Annotated in this window: 20 protein-coding genes; 10 read left to right on the plus strand and 10 right to left on the minus strand. The window is 65.5% G+C overall.

Annotation, left to right across the window (positions count from 1 at the left end; all coding sequences use genetic code 11):
- Nucleotides 1-73: 73 nt before the first annotated feature.
- From N7E70_RS00355 to N7E70_RS00365, 3 genes are all read left to right on the plus strand, one after another.
- Entirely contained in the window at nt 74-1,030 is a 957-nt protein-coding gene (locus N7E70_RS00355; RefSeq protein ID WP_182573538.1) for a TAXI family TRAP transporter solute-binding subunit, read from the plus strand.
- An 82-nt stretch (nt 1,031-1,112) separates the two neighbouring features.
- Nucleotides 1,113-3,224 carry a TRAP transporter permease gene (locus N7E70_RS00360; protein WP_154384704.1) on the plus strand — a complete coding sequence of 704 codons (2,112 nt, stop codon included), beginning with the start codon at nt 1,113-1,115 and terminating at the stop codon, nt 3,222-3,224.
- 80 nt (nt 3,225-3,304) lie between these two features.
- Complete coding sequence (locus N7E70_RS00365; RefSeq protein WP_331461864.1) at nt 3,305-3,601, plus strand: DUF1850 domain-containing protein; 297 nt, start codon at nt 3,305-3,307, stop codon at nt 3,599-3,601.
- On the opposite strand, the gene N7E70_RS00370 is transcribed toward N7E70_RS00365, so the two are convergent.
- The gene (locus N7E70_RS00370) at nt 3,591-4,853 is read right to left on the minus strand and encodes an RNA polymerase sigma factor (protein WP_263005094.1); all 1,263 of its coding nucleotides are present in this window, start codon (nt 4,851-4,853) and stop codon (nt 3,591-3,593) included. The genes N7E70_RS00365 and N7E70_RS00370 overlap by 11 nt on opposite strands.
- A gap of 17 nt (nt 4,854-4,870) precedes the next feature.
- Nucleotides 4,871-5,221, minus strand: a complete 351-nt coding sequence (locus tag N7E70_RS00375) for a YciI family protein (RefSeq protein WP_067965761.1) — start codon at nt 5,219-5,221, stop codon at nt 4,871-4,873.
- Nucleotides 5,222-5,490: 269 nt separating this feature from the next.
- Here N7E70_RS00375 and N7E70_RS00380 point away from each other — a divergent pair, with 269 nt between their 5' ends.
- Nucleotides 5,491-6,111: a glutathione S-transferase family protein gene (locus N7E70_RS00380; RefSeq protein ID WP_182573539.1), complete on the plus strand. Its 621-nt coding sequence runs from the start codon at nt 5,491-5,493 to the stop codon at nt 6,109-6,111.
- Between the two features lie 250 nt (nt 6,112-6,361).
- Here N7E70_RS00380 and N7E70_RS00385 read toward each other — a convergent pair whose 3' ends face one another.
- Both N7E70_RS00385 and N7E70_RS00390 read right to left on the minus strand, forming a co-directional pair.
- The gene (locus N7E70_RS00385; RefSeq protein WP_169808285.1) at nt 6,362-6,514 is read right to left on the minus strand and encodes a hypothetical protein; all 153 of its coding nucleotides are present in this window, start codon (nt 6,512-6,514) and stop codon (nt 6,362-6,364) included.
- Between the two features lie 288 nt (nt 6,515-6,802).
- Nucleotides 6,803-7,483, minus strand: coding sequence for an ArsR/SmtB family transcription factor (locus N7E70_RS00390; protein ID WP_263005097.1), 681 nt, complete (start codon nt 7,481-7,483; stop codon nt 6,803-6,805).
- A gap of 85 nt (nt 7,484-7,568) precedes the next feature.
- On the opposite strand from N7E70_RS00390, the gene N7E70_RS00395 reads away from it, so the two are divergent.
- The 3 genes from N7E70_RS00395 to N7E70_RS00405 all read left to right on the plus strand — a co-directional run bounded on the left by N7E70_RS00395 (nt 7,569) and on the right by N7E70_RS00405 (nt 8,510).
- Nucleotides 7,569-7,772, plus strand: a complete 204-nt coding sequence (locus N7E70_RS00395; RefSeq protein WP_067954536.1) for a DUF1127 domain-containing protein — start codon at nt 7,569-7,571, stop codon at nt 7,770-7,772.
- Nucleotides 7,773-7,836: 64 nt separating this feature from the next.
- A complete protein-coding gene (locus N7E70_RS00400; protein ID WP_067954537.1) occupies nt 7,837-8,169 on the plus strand; it encodes an NIPSNAP family protein in 333 nt (110 codons plus the stop codon).
- A complete protein-coding gene (locus N7E70_RS00405; protein ID WP_067954539.1) occupies nt 8,166-8,510 on the plus strand; it encodes an antibiotic biosynthesis monooxygenase family protein in 345 nt (114 codons plus the stop codon). Before N7E70_RS00400 ends, N7E70_RS00405 begins: the two co-directional genes overlap by 4 nt.
- A 157-nt stretch (nt 8,511-8,667) precedes the next feature.
- On the opposite strand, the gene mbfA is transcribed toward N7E70_RS00405, so the two are convergent.
- Entirely contained in the window at nt 8,668-9,651 is a 984-nt protein-coding gene (gene mbfA / locus N7E70_RS00410) for an iron exporter MbfA (protein WP_067954541.1), read from the minus strand.
- A 177-nt stretch (nt 9,652-9,828) separates the two neighbouring features.
- On the opposite strand from mbfA, the gene N7E70_RS00415 reads away from it, so the two are divergent.
- Nucleotides 9,829-10,152 carry a hypothetical protein gene (locus tag N7E70_RS00415; RefSeq protein ID WP_067954543.1) on the plus strand — a complete coding sequence of 108 codons (324 nt, stop codon included), beginning with the start codon at nt 9,829-9,831 and terminating at the stop codon, nt 10,150-10,152.
- Between the two features lie 212 nt (nt 10,153-10,364).
- Here the strand turns inward: N7E70_RS00415 and N7E70_RS00420 are convergent, their stop codons facing one another.
- The 5 genes from N7E70_RS00420 to N7E70_RS00440 form a co-directional block, all read right to left on the minus strand.
- A complete protein-coding gene (locus N7E70_RS00420) occupies nt 10,365-11,186 on the minus strand; it encodes a DUF2066 domain-containing protein (protein ID WP_067954545.1) in 822 nt (273 codons plus the stop codon).
- An 87-nt stretch (nt 11,187-11,273) separates the two neighbouring features.
- A complete protein-coding gene (locus tag N7E70_RS00425) occupies nt 11,274-12,416 on the minus strand; it encodes an ABC transporter permease (RefSeq protein ID WP_154384700.1) in 1,143 nt (380 codons plus the stop codon).
- Complete coding sequence (locus N7E70_RS00430) at nt 12,413-13,330, minus strand: ABC transporter ATP-binding protein (RefSeq protein WP_067954549.1); 918 nt, start codon at nt 13,328-13,330, stop codon at nt 12,413-12,415. Before N7E70_RS00430 ends, N7E70_RS00425 begins: the two co-directional genes overlap by 4 nt.
- Nucleotides 13,331-13,400: 70 nt before the next feature.
- On the minus strand, nt 13,401-14,357 hold the full coding sequence (locus tag N7E70_RS00435) for an HlyD family secretion protein (protein WP_067954551.1): 957 nt from the start codon (nt 14,355-14,357) through the stop codon (nt 13,401-13,403).
- Nucleotides 14,354-15,037, minus strand: a complete 684-nt coding sequence (locus tag N7E70_RS00440) for a CerR family C-terminal domain-containing protein (RefSeq protein ID WP_263005102.1) — start codon at nt 15,035-15,037, stop codon at nt 14,354-14,356. The genes N7E70_RS00435 and N7E70_RS00440 overlap by 4 nt, the downstream gene beginning before the upstream one ends.
- 79 nt (nt 15,038-15,116) lie before the next feature.
- Between N7E70_RS00440 and N7E70_RS00445 the strand changes: the two genes are divergently transcribed.
- Complete coding sequence (locus tag N7E70_RS00445) at nt 15,117-15,593, plus strand: CYTH domain-containing protein (RefSeq protein WP_263005104.1); 477 nt, start codon at nt 15,117-15,119, stop codon at nt 15,591-15,593.
- A complete protein-coding gene (locus N7E70_RS00450; protein WP_067954558.1) occupies nt 15,590-16,522 on the plus strand; it encodes a CHAD domain-containing protein in 933 nt (310 codons plus the stop codon). The genes N7E70_RS00445 and N7E70_RS00450 overlap by 4 nt, the downstream gene beginning before the upstream one ends.
- The last annotated feature ends 27 nt before the right edge of the window (nt 16,523-16,549 follow it).

Here is a 16,549-nt window from a genome sequence, read left to right on the forward strand (position 1 = left end):
GACCTCCTCCCGCTAACATGCCCGCAAGTCGGCGCAGACCAGAGCGCGGGCGCGTCAATCGGAGGAGAGATACATGCTGCATCTGAAGTCGAAGCTATTTGCTGCCGGCGCCGTGGCCATCGGTGTCGCCCTGGCCGCAGTTCCGGCCAAGGCGGAACAGTTCATCAACGTGCTGACCGGAGGCACTTCGGGCGTGTATTATCCGCTCGGTGTCGCGCTGTCGGAAATCTACGGCAAGAGCATCAAGGACGTGCGCACTCAGGTGCAGGCAACCAAGGCGTCGGTGGAGAACTTGAACCTTCTGCAGCAGGGCAAGGGCGAAATAGGCTTCGCACTCGGCGATTCCGTCAAGGCGGCCTGGGAAGGCGACACTGAGGCAGGCTTCAGCAAGAAGCTCGACAAGCTGCGGGCGATCGCCGCCATCTATCCGAACTATGTGCAGATCGTGGCCGCCAAGGAATCCGGAATCAGCAGCTTCACCGACCTGAAAGGCAAGAGCCTTTCCGTCGGCGCCCCCAAGTCGGGCACAGAGCTCAATGCTCGCGCCATCTTCGGAGCGCTCGGCATGAGCTACCAGGACCTCGGCAAGACCGAATACCTGCCGTTTGGCGAGTCGGTCGAGTTGATCAAGAACCGGCAGCTCGACGCCACCTTGCAGTCTGCCGGACTTGGCGTCGCGTCGATCAAAGACCTTGCGGTGTCGTTGCCGATCACCGTCGTGGCGGTGCCGGCCGACGTCGCCGAGAAGCTGGGCGCACCATTCCAGGCAGCCACGATTCCGGCGGGCACATATGAAGGCCAGTCGGCCGACGTGCCGACGCTGGCGATCACCAACATCCTCGTGACGAATTCCGACGTGTCGGACGACCTCGCTTATGAAATGACCAAGCAGTTGTTCGACAATCTCGACCAGATGACAGCAGCCCATGCCGCGGCGAAGGCGATCTCCGCCGATAGCGCCGCCAAGGGCCTGCCCATCCCGCTGCATCCGGGCGCGGAACGCTATTACAAGGAAAAGGGCCTGATGTAGGCCCGGCCCACGCACAGGCCTGATCCAGCTGGGCGGCACCTTGCCGCCCTAACTTCCAACATAGCCCTTGCCGGAGCCAGCGATGTCGCGACCCGACGTCTCCCCGCCCGCAGCCGATTTCCATGACCCGACCGGCAGCGGCTTTGCCAAGACACCCGAAGGCCGGCTGCTGTTTTGGACGGCGGTTGCCTTCTCGCTGTTCCAGATCGCCACGGCGGCCCATGTGCTGAGCGTGCCGAGCCAGGTCCTGCGGGCGACCCATGTCGCCTTCCTGCTGCTGTTGGCCTTTCCACTGGTGGCGACGGCGCGCGGCGCCGGTGCCACCGGCAAGGCGCTGGCCTGGGGGCTCGCCTTCCTCGGCGTTGCGGTGGCGACCTACCAGTTCATCGAATATGAGCCGTTGATCCTGAGGGCCGGCGACCTGAACCAGGTCGACCTGGTCTTCGGCGTGATCGCCCTGGCAACCGTATTCCTCGCCGCCTATGCGATGATGGGACCGGCATTGCCGATCATTTCGGGAAGCTTCCTTCTTTACGCGTTGTTCGGCCAGTACCTGCCGTCGCCGTTGAACCATCGCGGCTACGACTTCTCGCAAGTCATCGACCAGCTGGCCTACGGCACCGAGGGTATCTACGGTATTCCGATCTACGTCTCGGCGACCTACATCTTCCTGTTCATCCTGTTCGGCTCGTTCCTCGAACGCGCGGGCATGATCAAGCTGTTCACCGACATCTCGCTGGGCTGCGTCGGGCACGCGCGCGGTGGCGCCGCCAAGGTGGCGGTAATCGCTTCGGGCATGATGGGCACGATTTCCGGTTCTGGCGTGGCCAATGTGGTGACCACCGGGCAGTTCACGATCCCACTGATGAAGCGGTTCGGCTACCGCCCTGCCTTTGCCGGCGGCGTCGAGGCGACCGCGTCGATGGGTGGGCAGATCATGCCGCCGGTGATGGGCGCGGTGGCTTTCATCATGGCCGAGACGCTGGGCGTGGAGTACTACGAGGTGGTGAAGGCAGCGCTCATTCCGGCCCTGCTGTATTTTGCCTCAGCATTCTGGATGGTGCATCTCGAAGCGGGCAAGCACGGGCTGCACGGGCTGCCGCGGGCGGACCTGCCCTCGCCGATCCGCGCGCTGCGCGAAGGCTGGTTCCTTATCCTGCCGCTGGCGGTGCTGATCTACCTGCTGTTTTCCGGGTATACGCCACTGTATGCCGGAACCATCGGCCTGGCGATGACGGTTCTGCTGATCCTCGGCGGTTCGGTGGCGCTGCGGCTGCCTTCAATGGTCATCCGGATGGTCTTCTGGATCGGGCTTGGCCTGGTGGCAGCGAGCTTCTTTCGCATCGGCATCGGCGCGATCCTTGTTGCGGCAGCGGCCCTGATCGCCGTCAACGCCTTCGTCAGCGGCGGCCGCGACACGCTGATCTCGTGCCGCGACGCCCTTGCGGAAGGCGCCAGGACGGCGCTGCCGGTGGGCGTCGCCTGCGCCGTCGTCGGCGTCATCATCGGCACGATGACGCTGACCGGAGTCGCGACAACCTTCGGCGCGTTCATCGTTTCGGTGGGCGAATCGAGCCTGTTCCTGTCGCTGGTCCTGACGATGGTGACCTGCATCGTGCTTGGCATGGGCATTCCAACCATCCCGAACTACATCATCACCTCGTCAATCGCCGGGCCAGCCCTGCTCGAACTGGGCGTGCCGCTTCTGGTCAGCCACATGTTCGTGTTCTACTTCGGTATCCTGGCCGACTTGACGCCACCGGTGGCGCTGGCCTGTTTTGCTGCGGCGCCAATCGCGCGCGAGAGCGGACTGAAGATCTCGTTCGAGGCCATCAAGGTCGCAGCAGCAGGCTTCGTCATTCCGTTCATGGCGGTCTACACTCCCTCGCTCATGCTTCAGGAAGGCGGGCCGATGGCAGCCGCCATCGGTTACTGGCCGGCAGTCGCCTACATCGTCTTCAAGACCGGGTTGGCCATCGCCCTCTGGGGCGCCGCAGTCGTCGGCTTCCTGCGCAGGCGCATGGTCGCATGGGAACGCCTGCTGGCGACCGCAGCGGCCTTCACCCTGGTCGCCGCCCTGCCGATGACGGACGAAATCGGTTTCGCGCTTGCGGCCGTGATCATAGGGCTTCACTGGCTGCGCACGCGCGGACAGCCCGAAGCTGGAGCGGCTGCAGGGAGCAACAAGGCCTGACCGTGGGCTTGTGCATAGTCGCCGGCTCAAAGGCGGCCGCGCTCGCGGTGGCCGCCTTCACGCTGAGCTGGACACATTCGGTGGAAAAACTGCGCTGGGAAGAAGACTGGCGCGTGAGCGACGGTAAACTCCAGATCGTTGGCGCCCGCGTGCAGGGCTCGGGCGCCGGCATGGACCCGCCCGAAGGCGCTGTCTTCGACAACGGCTGGTGGCGCTACACACCGAAGGTCGGCCCACAAGAAGTGCTGGTGCTGGCCGCATCGGGCGCCACCGGCGACGGCTGGCTGCTCTGCTCCAGTGAAGGCTGCCTGACGCTTGGCGAAGACGCCGAAGCGACGGTAATGCTGCGCGCCTGCGACCCCGCGCTCAGCCGCTGACCTGCCCGCTGCGTGAAGCTGCGTCGCCTCTGCGGCGCTTGAGGAACCGGCGCACGGCCTGGTCGGGTTCGAGGCCGATGGCGAGTTCATAGGCCTTGTCGGCTTCGGCGAGATTGCCTGAGAGCGTCAGCAACTCGGCACGCGCCGCCCAATAGGGCTGGTACTCGTTGAGCCTGGCGTCGTCGATGGCGTCGAGCAGGGCCAGACCTTGTTCGGGCGCGCCGGCATAGGCGACAGCCACCGCGTGGTTGACGGCAACGACCGGCGAGGCCGAGAGCGTCATCAGCCCGGCATAAAGGGTGGCGATCGCCGCCCAGTCGGTGCGGCCGGCAAAACGGCGCGCGGCATGGGCCGACTGGATGGCCGCCTCGATCTGGTAGCGGCCGATGCCTCCGAAGGCGCCGGCGCGCTGCAGCAATGCATCGGCCTCGCCGATCAGGCCAGCATCCCACAACAAGGTGTTCTGCTCGCCGAGCGGCACAAACTCGCCCAGCGGGTTACGGCGGGCCGGCCGGCGCGCCTCGGCATGCAGCATCAGGGACAGCAGGCAGAGCGCCTCCGGTTCGTCCGGCAGCAGGTCGACCACCAGCCGGCCGAGCCAGATGGCTTCGGAAGCGAGGTTGCGGCGGCGGGATTCGGCACCGCTGGCGTCGGTCCAGCCTTCGGCGAATGCTGCGTAGATCGCTTCCAGAACGGCCAGCAGCCTTTCGCCGAGCTCGGCCTTTTCGGGAATGCGGAACGGGATGCCGGCATGCTTGATACGCGACTTCGCCCGCACCAGCCGCTGACTCATCGTCGAGGGCGAGACGAGGAAGGCCGAGGCGATGGTGGCGGCATCGAAGCCGAGGATCGTCTGCAGGATCAACGGGGCACGCACGCCGGCGTCGATCGCCGGATGGGCGCAGGCGAAGATCAGGCCAAGCCGGTCGTCGGGACATTTCTCGCGCGCCATCTCCTGTTCCAGTTCTTCGCCAATGAGCCTGAGATGGGCCTGGCCCGCTTCGCCGGTCATGCGCCGACGCCGCTGGTCGATGGACCGTCGCCGCGCCACCGTCAGCAGCCAGGCCTCGGGATGGTCCGGCACGCCGGTCTCTGGCCATCTGGACAAGGCCGCGGCGAACGCGTCGGCAAGCGCGTCCTCGGCACCGGCGACATCGCGGGTGCGCGCCGCCAGCCAGGCAACGAGCCTGCCGTAGCTCTGGCGGGCAGCGGCTTCCGCCGCCGCCCGCGCCTGTTCGGCGCCCTGAGCCATGCTAATGGGGAGCCATGCTAGCGGGTTGGCCAGATCGGGCGGACCTCGACGATGCCGTAATTGGCGCTTGGGCAACGCGCCGCCCAGCCGAGCGCGGCGTCAAGGTCCGGCGCCTCGATGATGTAGAAACCGCCGAGCTGCTCCTTGGTCGTGGCGAAAGGGCCGTCGAGCACTTCGGTCTTGCCGTCGCGGACACGGACTGTCGTCGCCGAAGACGCGCCGCGCAGACGCTCGCCCGACACCATGGCTCCGGCTTTGATCAGCGCTTCATTGTAGGCCATGTAGGGCGCGCTCATCTTCTCCTGGTCTTCCGGGCTCGCCGCCGCAAAGGGCGTGTCGTCGTGATGAAGCAGAAGCATGTACTGCATTGTGGTCTCCTGTTGTTCCAGGCCGCGTCGTCGCGGGCCGAACGGAAGTCGCGCCACCTCGACGGATTTCGACAGGCTAGCAGAGTTTTTTTCGGCCGCGCGCCGGTCGAATGCGAAAATCGATCCCGATTAAGGGGATCATGCAGCGCAGCAGGGCCGTAGCGGCTGGACCGGCGAAAAATCGATCCTGGCAAGCGCCTGCCCGCCTTGAGCAGGATGTCGGCGGCATGTCATATCCGAGCGCCGGGGAAGAACGGCTGGGGGCAGAAATGTACAGGCTTTACACACGCGCCGGCAGCGGCGGCTTTGTCGTCGAGGCGGCTTTCGCCCTGGCGGGTGTGCCATTCGAGCGCATCGAGGTGGTCAAGGGCGTCGAGCCCCCATCAGAGTTCCGCAAGATCAGCCCGCTTGGCCAGGTGCCGGCGCTGGTGCTGCCCGACGGACAGGCGATGACGGAGTCCGCTGCGATGTGCCAGCTGATCGCCGAACGCCATCCCTACGCCCGGCTGGCACCGTCAGTGGATGCGTCTGGGCGCGCCGACTTCCTGCGCTGGATGGCCTTCCTGACATCGGTGACCTATCCGGCGCTGCTGCGCGAATATTACGCTCATCGCTATACCACGGACGCTCATGGCATCGAGGCGGTGAAGGCAGCCGCAATCGCAGAGGCGGAGCGCAGCTTCGGCGTTGTCGAGGCGGCACTGCAAGACCGGGACTGGCTCGCCGGCACGCATATGTCGATCGCCGACGTCTATCTGCTGATGCTGGCGTACTGGCACCCGGAGCCGGCCAAGCTCGCTCTGGCCTGGCCGAACATCGCGCGCTTGTGCACGGTTCTCAAGGAGGATGCCGTGCTGAAGGAGCTGAACGCCAGCCACGCCATGTGGTGAAGGCGGAACGGCCCGTATGAACGGGCCGATCGGCAAGGCGCCCGCATCCGCAAATAAGCAGCGCGCCGGTTCGTCATCGTGTCTTGAAGAGCTCGTCTTGAAACAGGCCGGCATTGCGCCGCCGGCGTAGCGAGCAAGCCTTACAGGCGCGTGGCGATGATTGCCCGGCGTTCGCCGCGCAAGGTGGTCGAGCGATGATCGCTGGTCGGCCGCGCGATGCGGCTTTCGTGACGTCCGGTAACGGTCATGATCAGTGGAACGTCACGCGCGACTGAAGCGAGCCGGAGCGGCGCGCGCAGGCAGGTCCCGGGCCGCGCATGTAGTGACGCTCGGGGCGGTAGGTCGGGGCGATGAATTCGCGAAACGCCACAGCGGCGTAAGTGAGGTGGTTCCAGATAGCCATTGTTCTTATCCCTGTCCGCCCGGGGCTCGTCCCGAAACGTGAAAGCGATCATAGCCGGCGGGTGTGAATCTTCGGTGAACGCGATGTTAATCTTCGTGTGAAAATGCGCCCGATCAGGGCTGAATCATGTTTTTTTTTAGGCATTTAGACCGGATCGGGCGGCATTGATTAAGATGTGTCTTTTGCGTCACCGATGTAACGACCAATTGCCGCGAAATTATCCACAGGTTTCGCGGCGCGGTTACATCGCCAGGGGCTGTCAGCGGCGTGGCTGCGACGGATCGGGCGTCAGGAGAGGAACAGCTTCTCGAAAGCCTTGCGTCCCGGCGGGGTGAATTCGACGACGCGGCTGCCTGTTGGGCGGCGCGCCCATTTCTCAGCGAGGATCTTGTCGAGGATCGCAGTGCCGAGCGATCCCGCCAGATGCGAACGCCTGACGCTCCAGTCGAGGCAGGCGCGGCACATCGGCCGGCGCGAGGCGCCGAGCGTCGCGGTATCGATGCCGATGGCGGCGAAGAAACCCTGGCCCGCCGGGCCGAGCTTGATCTCCTCGTCGTCGCGGACGATGATCTCTTGGGCAATGAGGCGGTCGAACATCGCCACTGCATGGTCTCCGGCGAGATGGTCGTAGCAGACGCGGGCTTCGCGCATCGACTTGTCGCGTGGGCCCGGACGCGCGCGCCTGGGCCCGGAATGGGCGGCGACGCCGCTGATCGCCTCGATCATGTTGGCGACCTCGGCACCTGACAACGCGTAGTAGCGATGCCTGCCCTGGCTCGCCACCGTCAGCAGCTTGCCGTCCATCAACTTGGCGAGATGCGAGCTGGCCGTCGGCAGCGACACGCCGGCTTCAAGCGCCAGCTCGCTGGCTGTCAGCGCGCCGCCATCCATCAGCGCGGTCAGCATGTTGGCGCGCGCCGGGTCGCCGACAAGGCTGGCGATGCGGGCGATATCGGGACCTTCTTTCATGGCGCTTCTACCTCCATGGTTCGATGCTAGTCGAAGCATTCTCGCCAGGCAAGGCGTAGTCTCCGACCAGACAGAGGAGTGAGCCATGACGACGAGAAGCGAATTCGCCACCACGCCGAGACGCCTGCCGCTGGATGCGCTCAGCCGGGTGCTGGCGTTCCTGTTCCGCGGCTACGACAGGCATCTGCAACGGCTCGACCTTTCCCAACTGACCGACGAACAGCTCGACGACATCGGGCTCAGCCGCCGCGAGGCGACACGTGAAGCCGCAAAACCCTTCTGGCGCTAGCACGCGACCTCGGCCCGATGCTTCGACGCCGGCCGAACCATTGCCAACACTTCCGGAGACAAAGATGACCATCACCTGCTTCATCCGCTACGAGATCGACCCGTTCGGCAAAGCGGCTTTCGAGGCCTATGCCCGCAACTGGGGCCAGGCGATCCCGCGCTGCGGAGCAGACCTCGTCGGCTACTTCGCCCCACATGAGGGTTCGGCGACGACGGCCTACGGCGTCTACAACATCGACAACCTGGCGGCCTACGAAGCCTATCGGGCACGGCTCGCCGCCGACCCGCTGGGGCGTGAGAACTATGAATTTGCGCGCCGCGAAAAGTTCATCCTCAAGGAGGATCGCATCTTTCTGAAGCTGGCGTCGGGGCCGCATGCGCCACTGGTGAAGCCATGATCGCCGTGATCTTCGAGGTGGAGCCGGCGGAGGGCCGGCGCGACGCCTATCTCGGCATCGCCGCCGACCTCCGTCCGCTGCTCCAGAGCATCGACGGCTTCCTGTCGATCGAGCGGTTCCAGAGCCTGGCCGATCCGAAGCAGCTTTTGTCGCTGTCGTTCTGGCGCGACGAGGAAGCGGTGGAGGCCTGGCGCAACACCGAGGAACACAGGCAGGCGCAGATGGCAGGGCGCGGCGGTGTGTTTTCAGGCTACAGGCTGCGCATTGCCCATGTCGTGCGCGATTACGGGCTGAACGAGCGGGCGGAAGCGCCGGGGGATAGTCGGGACGTGCATGGGTAGGTCAGGCTCCTTCGCGCCCCCTCTATCCATGACCGAATACGCTACCCCTAATCGCCTGCAGGACCTTCTCCCCGTAAGGAGGGGATACGGCCGCAACGCCGACGGCCCCTCCCCCCCCTTCCTTCACGGGGAAAGGGTGATGGGCAACGCCCAGGCATCACGCATTGCCGATCAGCACACCCGCCGCGAAGACCAGCGCGCCGCCGAGCACGACCTGGAAGGCCGCGCGCAGGAACGGCGTCTCCATGAAGCGGTTCTGGATGAAGGCTATGGCCCAGAGCTCGAAGAAGACAATGATGGCGGCGACCGTTGTGGCGGTCCAGAAATGCGGGATGAGATAGGGCAGAGCGTGGCCGAGGCCACCCACTGATGTCATGATGCCCGAGGCGAGGCCACGCTTGAGCGGCGAGCCGCGACCGGACAGTTTGCCATCATCATGGGCGGCTTCGGTGAACCCCATCGAGATGCCGGCGCCGACCGAGGCGGACAGGCCGATGAGGAAGGTCTGCCAGGTGTCCTGGGTGGCGAAGGCGGCGGCGAAGATCGGCGCCAGCGTCGACACCGATCCGTCCATCAGCCCGGCTAGGCCCGGCTGGACATAGGTCAGGATGAACTGGCGACGTTCGCCAGCCAGCTCCTCGTCCTTGACGTCCTTGGGCACCAGCTTGTCGCCGAGACGCTGGGCGAGCGTTTCGTGCCCCTGCTCCGCCGCGGCAAGATCGCCGAGCAGCTTGCGGGTCGAGGCGTCGCTCGTCCGCTTCATCGCCTCGATGTAGAAGCGGTAGGCTTGGCGTTCCATGTCCTCTGCCTGGTCTCGGACCTTGTCGATGCCGAGAGGACGCACCAGCCAGTCCGGCTTGCGCTCGTAATAGCCGCGGACATGCTCGCGGCGGATCAACGGTATGCGCTCGCCGAAACGGGCCCGATGCAGTTCGATGAGTGCGGCGCGGTGGCCGTCCTCCTCCTCGGCCATGGCGTCGAACACCTTGGCCGATTGCGGAAACGCGTCGCGCAAGCCGTCGGCATAGGCGCGGTAAATGCGGCCGTCATCCTCCTCCGACGAAATGGCGAGAGCCAGGATCTCCTGCTCGGACAAGGAATCGAAGGCGCGGCGGCCGAAGCCGAAGACACGGGACAACATCTGCGAATCTTCCAGTTTAGAATGATTCTAAACTAGGTGTTCGACGCCTCCCGGTCAATGCGCGCTTACCCCAGGTATGATCTATTGCCGCATGCCAAATCAGGTGCGACAGCGCGCCTTGTTATAGGGGAATGTGTGGCTATATAGCCTAATCTCACCTGATAGAAGGAATGCACAATGGCGGCCAAGCAGCAGGCGCATCACATCGACCCCAAGCCCGTGCTCGAGCTGATCGCCAGCATCGAAGCAGACCTCGCCCGCCTCAAGGGCATGCTCGAACCGCAGCCGGAACAGTTCGACCCGGCCAACCCGCACAACAAGACCTGCGACGGCAAGCTGACGCCCGACGGCGTCGAATGCTGCTACCGCATGTTCGACGAGGGCAAGTCGCGCTACTCGGTGTCCCAGGCGATGAAGATCTCGTTCGCGGCGGCGACGCACAGGTTCAATGCGTGGCGCAAGGCTGGTGGCGAGAAGCGGGTCAGGTCGCTGATGGGGTGAGGAGTGTTGGCCGCAGGCCAAGAAAAGCCAACGATCTGGCTTTTCCAACGACGAACGCCCGGAGCCATAGCGGAGGGCCAAGTCTCTTCGCCAAGCACCCCTCTCCGGGCGCTACACGGCCACCTCTCCCATTTCGTGAGGGAGAGGAATCGCCAACCTCATAGGCGCGGCCTCGCAGACCCGGAGCGCCCCGCCTCTACAAGGCGGCGCCACTACGGCGCCTCATGCCCCGACAGCACCTGCGCGGCGCCTGAGACGGCGTTGCGGAAGGCGTCATCGAAGCCGACGCCTGAAATGCCCCAGCGCGTGGCGGGCGACGCGTCGGCGATGCGCCATTCGGCGACCCAGCCGGCAGGCTTGCTGTTCCAGACGATGGTGCCGACAAGCGCCCGCTCGCCGCCGGCCATGCGGGCCAGGGTGCCGAGGCGCGCCGGATCGGCTTTCGCGAGGGTCGAAGCCGAAAGCCCCGCGTGCATCAACTGTTGCTGCGACGGCAGCAGAAGCGGCAAGGCTGCCTTGTCGGCGGCGCTGACGAGTGCTGCGCGCATGTCTTCATCGCGCGGGGCAATGCTGTCGCTGGCCAGCATGCTGGCCCTCCCCTTCATGTCGAGGGCGCCGATGACGGCGACAAGTTTTGGACGCTTGAGCCAAGGTTTGTGGTCGAACGACTTCAAGAAGGCGTCGAGCTTTGCGCGGTCGAAGACGCAGGTCAGGTCGTGCGGGCGGTCGTAGCTGCCCTGCTCGTCATGAATAGGTGTGCCACTCATGCGGTCGCGGAAGCTGTGGCTGGCGATCAGCTCGCCGGCATGCGCGGCTTGTTTGGCAAGGCGCGGCTCATTGAGCAGCCTGCTGTCGCCGGTGACCCGGACCACGACATTGCGCAGGCAATTGGCAAAACCGATGTCGCGCCGCTCGGGCGCTGTGCCGCTGGTGATCGTGCCAACGGAATAGAGGTCGTCGGCCCTCGCCTGGCCGACGCCAGCGAAAAGCAGCAGGAGCGCTGTCAGCGCGTTGCGTAGTCCGCCACGAAGCATGTGCCGCACCTTCAGCCGGGAGCAGGCAGCCTAGCAGAGCCATGGGCGGCGCAAAAGCTCATGCCACAAGGCAGCTGCCAGACCTTCTCAGTCCAGAGTGCGGCGGAAGCGGAACAGGGCCAGCCCAGCGAATACGGCAACGAACAGGCCGAGAATGCCGACTTCGACGGCGATGGCCGGCAGCTCTGCGCCCTTCAGCATGACGGCGCGGATGATGCGCAGGAAATGCGTCAGCGGCAGGATCTCGCCCAGCGCCTGGGCCCAGCCGGGCATGCCGCGATAGGGGAACATGAAACCCGACAGCAGGATCGACGGCAGGAAGAAGAAGAAGGTCAGCTGCATCGCCTGCATCTGGGTGCGGGCAATCGTCGAGATGGTGTAGCCGAGCAGCACCAGCGCCAGCACGAAGACCAGGATCGCCGACAGAAGCAACGACAGCGAGCCGATGAACGGGATGGCAAACAGCAGCTTGGAGGCGACCAGCACCACCGTCACCTGCACCGCGCCGACGACAAGATAGGGCAAGACCTTGCCGAGCATGATCTCGGCCGGGCTCGCCGGCATGGCGAGCAGATTTTCCATCGTGCCGCGCTCGGTTTCGCGGGTCAGTGCCATCGACGTCATCATCACCATGGTCATCTGCAGGATGACGCCGAGCAGGCCGGGCACGATGTTGTATTGCGAGATGCCCTCGGGATTGTAGCGGCGATGGACGACGACCTCGAGCTGCCCCTTGGCGGTCTCGGCGGAAGACGCTTCCATGCCCTGGGCCCTGAGCAGCGCCTGGTTGGCCACCGTGCCCAGCGTAGACACAGCACCGCTGGAGGCCGAGGGATCGGTGGCGTCGGCCTCGATCAGGATCTGCGGCGCGTCGCCGGCCGCCACCCGGCGGCCGAAATCGGCTGGGATGGTGACGACGAAGGCAACCTCGCCGCTGGCCATCAGCTCCTCGGCCTCGGCGGCGGTATGGGCGATGTGGTCGAAGCGGTAGTAGTTGGTGTTCTGCAGCGCCGAGACCATGGCCCGCGTGTACTGGTCGTTGCTGGTGGCGAGCAGTGCTGCGGGCAGGCTTTTGGGGTCGCTGTTGATGGCGAAGCCGAACAACACCAGCTGCATCAGCGGCACGCCGAGCATCATGGCAAAGGTGATGCGGTCACGCCGCATCTGGATGAATTCCTTGGTCAGCAGCGCACCGAGCCGCGCAAAGGAAAAGAAGCCGTTGGCGGTCATGACATATTGTCCCTGGAAGCGGCCATGAACTGGATGAAGACGTCTTCGAGGCTGGTTTCGCCCGGCGCGACGGTCACGCCTTCGCGGCTGCCGATGTCGGCAAGGGCTGCCTCGAGCTTCTGCCTGTCGGAGCCGACGACATGAAGCGTCGCGCCGAAGGGGGCGACCTGCTCGACGCCGGGCCGGCCTTCAAGCGCGGAGGCGATCTGGTCGAGCCGCGGGCCCGAGACGACGAAAGTTGTCAGCCCGGCATTGCGCACGACCTCCTCGACGGTGCCCGACGCCAGCATCTTGCCATAGGAGATGTAGCTGATGCGGTGGCAGCGCTCGGCCTCGTCCATGTAGTGGGTGGAGACGAGCACGGTGAGCCCGCCGCGCGCCAGGCGGTGGATCTCGTCCCAGAATTCACGCCGCGCCTTGGGGTCGACGCCGGCGGTGGGTTCGTCGAGCAGAAGCAGCTTCGGCTTGTGCATGATACAGGCGGCGAGTGCCAGGCGCTGCTTCCAGCCGCCCGACAGCGTGCCGGCAAGCTGGTTACGGCGCGTGGTCAGACCGAGCTCTTCGAGGGTTCGGGCGACATGCTCCTCGACAGGTCTGAGCTTGTAGAGCCGGGCAACGAATTCGAGGTTCTCGCCGATCGTCAGGTCCTCGTAGAACGAGAACTTCTGCGTCATGTAGCCGACTTCGCGCTTGATCTTGAGGCTGTCGCTGCGCAAGTCGTAGCCCAGCACCTGGCCCTCGCCCTCGTCGGGCGTCAGCAGGCCGCACATGATGCGAATGGTGGTTGTCTTGCCCGAGCCGTTGGGCCCGAGGAAGCCGACGATCTCGCCTTCGGCGACGGTCATGGTGACATGGTCGACGACGGTCTTGTCGCCGAAGCGCTTGACGAGGTTGGTGACTTCGATGGCGTTCATGGGTGCCGTAGACAAGGCAGTAAGTGAATAGGGCAACAGGGCTGCAACGCGCCTGGCCTGCCCTACTGCCTTACTCCCCTGCTCCCTTCTCCAGTGCCACATCGACGATCTGGCCCGGCTGCAGCGCCGAGTTGGCGCCTTCAGGGCGCGCCTCGACGAGGTAGACGAGCTTCTGCCGGTTCTCGAGCGAGTAGATGACCGGCGGGGTGAATTCGGGATCGGGCGAGACGTAGCTGACCTTGGCGGTGAGCCCGTCGGCGCAGCCGTCGCAGCGTACGGCAAGGCGGGTGCCGACATGAACGGAGGAAAACGCGCGCTCCGGGATGAACAAGGTCAGCTTGACCGCGCCGTCGGGCAGCACCGACAGCACCGGCGAGGACGGGCCGGCGGTGTCGCCGGCATTGCGGATGACGTCGTTGATGCGGCCGGCGGCGGGTGCGGTCAGCGTGCGCTTGGACAGCCGCCACTCTGCCTGGCCGAGCGCTGAGCGGGCCTGCTCGACCTGCTTTTCGGCGGCCTTGATCACCTCGCTGCGGGCCGGCAGGCGGCCGACGGCGAGATTGGCTGTGGCCTGTCCAAAGGCCGCCTGGGCGACCTCGAGCTTGGTCGTCGCGTCGTCGAGCTGGGCCTGGGTGGCAATCGAACGTCGGGCGAGATCCTGGGTACGGGTCAGGCTGCGCTGGGCATCGTCGGCCTGGGCCTGGCTGGAGCGCACGGCTGCCTCGAGGGCGGCGATCTCGTCGGGACGCTTGCCGATCTTGAGGTCGGCGAGCTGCGCCTCTGCCTGGGCAAGGGCTGCCTCGGCCTGGGTCACCGCGATCCTGGCGTCGCCGCTTTCCAGCGTGACGACGGGCTTGCCTGCCTCGACGCGGTCGCCGCGGCGGACGGAGACGGTTTCAACCTGCGCCACCTCGATGGGAGCGAGCTGGACATAGTCGCCCTCGACATAACCGACGGCCAGAGGTGCCGGGCCGGCACAGGCCGAAAACAGCTGTGCGGCAAAGGGTATGGAACACAGAACACTCATGGCTTTCCTGCCTTTCGCGCAGCGATGATGACTGCGACGTTTTCCCTGGCGATGCCGATGACCTTGCCGACTTCGGCGGGGCCGATGTCGACCCAGCCCATCCGGCGCAGGACCGCGGCGCGGGCGATGCGGAAGTAGACGACCTGGCCGATCATCATGAAGACGCTGATCCTGACGCGCTCACTCTCGGCCTCCTCGCCGGTGGCGGCGGCCCAGAGGTGACATAGCCTGCGGTGCACCGGCTCAAACACGCCGCTGTAGATACGATCAAGCGCATCGGTCGGCGTCGTCAGCTCGCGCAGCACGAACTGGACGATCTCACCAGCCTCGGGGCGGGCGACCATGAAACCGACCATACGCTCCACCGCCGCCTCGATCTGGGACTCGGCCTCTTCGGCGGAGACCACTTGCGGCTGGGCCAGCCCGGTATTGCCGAGCGCCTGGCTGGCGATCGCCTGGATGGTCGCCACGACATGGTCGGCTGCGGCCAGCCTCAGCCCTTCCTTGCCGCCGAAATGATAGGCGATCGAGCCGATATTGGCATTGGCTGCGGTGGCTATCTCGCGCGTCGAGGTGCCGTCGAAGCCCTGGCGGCCAAACAGTTTCAGGGCAGCCATCACCAGAGCCAGGCGGGTGGCGTCGGCTGCGGAGGGATTTTGCGGGGTTCGTGTCTTGCTCATTTCGGTGATTTAATCAATCGATTGATTAAAGTCAAATGAAATGTTGCACCGGCTGCCGGGCCGCGCTTTATTGGCGCCCATGGCCAAGGAAGTCGAACGCAAGTTCCTGGTGAACGGACAGGAGTGGCGAAGCCTTGTCGAAGGCAGGATCCGCATCCGCCAGTTCTATCTCGCCTCGAATACGGGCCGCTCCGTGCGGCTGCGCATCTCCGATGGCGAAGTGGCGACGCTGACCCTGAAATTCGGCTCCAGGGGTCGCGTGCGCGACGAATTCGAGTACCAGGTGCCCCTCGCCGAGGCCGAGGAGATGATGGATTTTGCCATCGGCCGTGTCATCGAGAAGACACGTCACCATGTTAGCCATCGTGGCCGCCTCTATGAGATCGACGTTTTCGGAGGCGAACTGAGGGGGCTGATCATCGCGGAACTCGAGACGCCGGAGGATGTTCCGGCATCCGAACTGCCGGCTTGGCTCGGCCGCGAGGTGACCGGCGATCCGCGCTACTACAATGCGTCGCTCGCCCACAGCGACGAGGTCCCGGAGGCCGTTGCATGAGCTTTCGCATCGATCCGCGCCTGGCGCTTACCGGCGAGGTCCGCCGTATCGCCGGCGAAGAGATCGAGAAGATCGCCGCCCATCTGGTCACCGCCCGCGACAATCCCGACAAGGCGCTGCACAAGGCGCGCAGGCGGCTCAAGGCGCTGCGCGCGCTGCTGCACCTGGTGTGGCCGGGCGACGAGGCCTTCTGCCGCGCGGAGAACGACCGCTACCGCGCCATCTCGGCCTCGATCGCGGCACCACGGCAGGCGACCGCGCTGATCGAAACCATCGACCGGCTGGCTGAGGATTTCGCCGAGTACGCCGCAGACGCCGGACTGATCGCAATCCGCGCCATGCTGGTGCGCCATCGCGCGCAGGCAGCCCATGGCGATGCAGGCCTGGACGCCGTCCTCGACACGGCAATCGGCGAATGCCAGGCAGGTTTCGAAGCGCTGCAGTCCCTCGCTCTGCCCGACCTGCCGGAGAATGCCGCCGACGTCCTGGCCGACGGCGCCTTGGCGACGCTGAGGCGGGCGCGCAAGGCGCTGCAGCGATCCCGCGAGCGCGGCGAAGCGGATGATTTTCATGAGCTGCGCAAGGCGGTGAAGCGGCATGCCGCACACCTGTCCCTGCTGCGCAAGCTGTGGCCCTCGCCGGTCAAGCCGCGCCGCGAGCGCGTCGAAGCGCTCGGCGAAAGCCTGGGCGAGTTGCACGACGTGTTCGTTATGCGCCAGCTGATCGAGGCCGGCGAAAAGCCATTCGACGGCCTGGAACCGAAACAGCTGGTCAGGCTGCTCAAGCGCTCGGAGAAAGCGCTGCGCAAGCTGTGCCTCGCTGACGCCGCCGAACTGTTCGAGGACAAGCCACGGCGCACGGTGCGCAGGCTGGCCAAGAAGGTCCGCGACGACCTCGGCGGAACCGTGGCGGAAACTGAAGCCGACTAGCTGTTTGCCCCGCTGGCATCGCCGGCC

This window comes from Aminobacter sp. NyZ550 (assembly GCF_025628925.2).
In the GTDB taxonomy this organism is placed as follows: domain Bacteria; phylum Pseudomonadota; class Alphaproteobacteria; order Rhizobiales; family Rhizobiaceae; genus Aminobacter; species Aminobacter ciceronei.

What these genes read in the sequence shown, in the direction of transcription:
- N7E70_RS00355 (WP_182573538.1), top strand. Translation starts at nt 74, where the DNA reads ATGCTGCATCTGAAGTCGAAGCTATTTGCTGCCGGCGCCGTGGCCATC.
- N7E70_RS00360 (WP_154384704.1), top strand. Translation starts at nt 1,113, where the DNA reads ATGTCGCGACCCGACGTCTCCCCGCCCGCAGCCGATTTCCATGACCCG.
- N7E70_RS00370 (WP_263005094.1), bottom strand. Translation starts at nt 4,853, where the DNA reads ATGGCTCAGGGCGCCGAACAGGCGCGGGCGGCGGCGGAAGCCGCTGCC.
- N7E70_RS00375 (WP_067965761.1), bottom strand. Translation starts at nt 5,221, where the DNA reads ATGCAGTACATGCTTCTGCTTCATCACGACGACACGCCCTTTGCGGCG.
- N7E70_RS00380 (WP_182573539.1), top strand. Translation starts at nt 5,491, where the DNA reads ATGTACAGGCTTTACACACGCGCCGGCAGCGGCGGCTTTGTCGTCGAG.
- N7E70_RS00385 (WP_169808285.1), bottom strand. Translation starts at nt 6,514, where the DNA reads ATGGCTATCTGGAACCACCTCACTTACGCCGCTGTGGCGTTTCGCGAA.
- N7E70_RS00390 (WP_263005097.1), bottom strand. Translation starts at nt 7,483, where the DNA reads ATGAAAGAAGGTCCCGATATCGCCCGCATCGCCAGCCTTGTCGGCGAC.
- N7E70_RS00395 (WP_067954536.1), top strand. Translation starts at nt 7,569, where the DNA reads ATGACGACGAGAAGCGAATTCGCCACCACGCCGAGACGCCTGCCGCTG.
- N7E70_RS00400 (WP_067954537.1), top strand. Translation starts at nt 7,837, where the DNA reads ATGACCATCACCTGCTTCATCCGCTACGAGATCGACCCGTTCGGCAAA.
- N7E70_RS00405 (WP_067954539.1), top strand. Translation starts at nt 8,166, where the DNA reads ATGATCGCCGTGATCTTCGAGGTGGAGCCGGCGGAGGGCCGGCGCGAC.
- mbfA (WP_067954541.1), bottom strand. Translation starts at nt 9,651, where the DNA reads ATGTTGTCCCGTGTCTTCGGCTTCGGCCGCCGCGCCTTCGATTCCTTG.
- N7E70_RS00415 (WP_067954543.1), top strand. Translation starts at nt 9,829, where the DNA reads ATGGCGGCCAAGCAGCAGGCGCATCACATCGACCCCAAGCCCGTGCTC.
- N7E70_RS00420 (WP_067954545.1), bottom strand. Translation starts at nt 11,186, where the DNA reads ATGCTTCGTGGCGGACTACGCAACGCGCTGACAGCGCTCCTGCTGCTT.
- N7E70_RS00425 (WP_154384700.1), bottom strand. Translation starts at nt 12,416, where the DNA reads ATGACCGCCAACGGCTTCTTTTCCTTTGCGCGGCTCGGTGCGCTGCTG.
- N7E70_RS00430 (WP_067954549.1), bottom strand. Translation starts at nt 13,330, where the DNA reads ATGAACGCCATCGAAGTCACCAACCTCGTCAAGCGCTTCGGCGACAAG.
- N7E70_RS00435 (WP_067954551.1), bottom strand. Translation starts at nt 14,357, where the DNA reads ATGAGTGTTCTGTGTTCCATACCCTTTGCCGCACAGCTGTTTTCGGCC.
- N7E70_RS00440 (WP_263005102.1), bottom strand. Translation starts at nt 15,037, where the DNA reads ATGAGCAAGACACGAACCCCGCAAAATCCCTCCGCAGCCGACGCCACC.
- N7E70_RS00445 (WP_263005104.1), top strand. Translation starts at nt 15,117, where the DNA reads ATGGCCAAGGAAGTCGAACGCAAGTTCCTGGTGAACGGACAGGAGTGG.
- N7E70_RS00450 (WP_067954558.1), top strand. Translation starts at nt 15,590, where the DNA reads ATGAGCTTTCGCATCGATCCGCGCCTGGCGCTTACCGGCGAGGTCCGC.